The organism is Teredinibacter waterburyi (assembly GCF_001922985.1).
Lineage (GTDB): Bacteria > Pseudomonadota > Gammaproteobacteria > Pseudomonadales > Cellvibrionaceae > Teredinibacter > Teredinibacter waterburyi.
Genome location: NZ_MRUH01000118.1, coordinates 1 through 2,267, shown reverse-complemented (window position 1 = coordinate 2,267; position 2,267 = coordinate 1). Strand labels below are relative to the sequence as shown.

1 protein-coding gene is annotated in these 2,267 nt (G+C 55.4%); it reads left to right on the top strand.

Annotated elements, in window-relative coordinates:
* The coding region (locus IDZ20_RS07955) for a GLUG motif-containing protein (protein WP_342745124.1) at positions 1 to 2,267 on the top strand (2,267 nt) is incomplete at both ends.

Here is a 2,267-nt window from a genome sequence, read left to right as displayed (position 1 = left end):
GGCTGGGCTGACGCACTAACCAATGACGGCGAGCCCCGCTGGGACTTTGGTACAGCCACTCAGTTGCCGGGCCTGCGTATTAACGGCGTGATCTACCGCGATAGTGACGGCGATGGTGCGCTGGATGCTGACGATGCCTTTCCGAATAATATTGCCGCCAGTGTAGACAGCGACGGAGACGGAGCCCCTGATGCTTGGTCCTTAGGCTGCGATTCCGCCTGTCGAGCAGCCTCCGGCTTAACCTTGGACCAATTCCCCGCAAACCCAGCTGCGATTGCAGATGCCGATCTCGACGGCCTGCCTGATGCCTGGGCAGAAGGCTGTGATGCTAGCTGTCAAGGGGATTCAGGCCTAACATTGGATGCCTACCCAAAGGATACCGATAATGACGGTCTCAGCAATGCAGAAGATACCGACGACAATAACGACGGGATTCCCGATGCCGATGCCGATGCCGATGGCTTAATCGACATTACAAGCTGGGCCGAGTTAGATGCCATACGCTATAGCCTGAAGGGCTACGGACAACAACTCAGTGACGACGGCGAGCTGGACAGTTCAGGCTGCCCAGCGGGTGTAATCAATGGAGTGGCCGTACCAGTATGTTTTGGTTACGAGCTGCTGACCGATCTGGACTTCGATACCAATGGCGATGAGCTGCTGGATGCTTTGGACACCTATTGGAATGAAGGCGAAGGCTGGCTTGCGATTGGCAACTACGACAATCGATTCGAGGCCGTGTTTGACGGCAACGGCTACAGCATCCATAACCTGATGATTAATCGCCCCGATAGCTCATCTCAGGGGTTATTTGGCTACATCGATGGCGCGACTATTCAGAACCTTGGCCTCCAAGGGCCGTTAATGTCGGTTACCGCGCGCAGCAATGTGGGCGGCCTTGTGGGCGGAGCAGTAAACAGTACCCTTACGGAGGTATTTTCAACTGGCAGGGTAGAGTCAACCACTAGTTCCAGCGCCTACGCGGGTGGCTTGGCGGGTTACTTAGACTCAACGGAGCTGTCTGCCTGTTTTGCCTCGGGGGCGGTGTCTGCGGTTGGTTATTATGTTGGCGGTCTTGTGGGTTATGCAAGTTTCTCGACTATTAGCGACTGCCTTGCGACCGGGGCTGTTGCAGGGAACAGTTACCTTGGTTCTTTGGTGGGGTACGCGTCTGTAACAAGTGTGGCGAGCCGCAATCTGTCGACCGGAGGGGGCGGGTATAACCGCAATTTTGGCGATTCTAGTGGCACCCCTAGTTATAACTACTGGTGGACGGACTCAACACCTCGCAGTACCAGTGATGCGGGTACCGGTGCGTCCATGGCGGAGTTACAATGCCCCACCAGTGCCGATAATAGCGACTGCACCAGTGTTAACCTCTATGTGGGCTGGGCTGAGGCATTAACTAATGACGGCGAGCTTCGCTGGGACTTTGGTACGGCCACTCAATTGCCTGGCCTGCGTATTAACGGCGTAATCTACCGCGATAGTGACGGCGATGGTGCGCTGGATGGTGACGATGCCTTTCCCAATAATATTGCCGCCAGTGTAGACAGCGACGGAGACGGCGGACCTGATGCTTGGTCCTTAGGTTGCGATTCCGCCTGTCGAGCAGCCTCCGGTTTAACCTTGGACCAATTCCCCGCAAGCCCAGCTGCGATTGCAGATGCCGATCTCGACGGCCTGCCTGATGCCTGGGCAGAAGGCTGTGATGCTAGCTGTCAAGGGGATTCAGGCCTAACATTGGATGCCTACCCAAAGGATACCGATAATGACGGTCTCAGCAATGCAGAAGATACCGACGACAATAACGACGGGATTCCCGATGCCGATGCCGATGCCGATGGCTTAATCGACATTACAAGCTGGGCCGAGTTAGATGCCATACGCTATAGCCTGAAGGGCTACGGACAACAACTCAGTGACGACGGCGAGCTGGACAGTTCAGGCTGCCCAGCGGGTGTAATCAATGGAGTGGCCGTACCAGTGTGTTTTGGTTACGAGCTGCTGGCCGATCTGGATTTTGATACCAATGGCGATGAGCTGCTGGATGCTTCGGACACCTATTGGAATGAGGGCGAAGGCTGGCTTGCGATTGGCGACTACAGCAATCGATTCGAGGCGGTGTTTGACGGCAATGGCTACAGTATCCACAACCTGATGATTAATCGCCCCAATAGTGAGTATCAGGGGTTATTTGGCTACATAGATGGCGCGACTATTCAGAACCTCGGCCTCCAGGGGCCGTTAATGTCGGTGACCGCGAA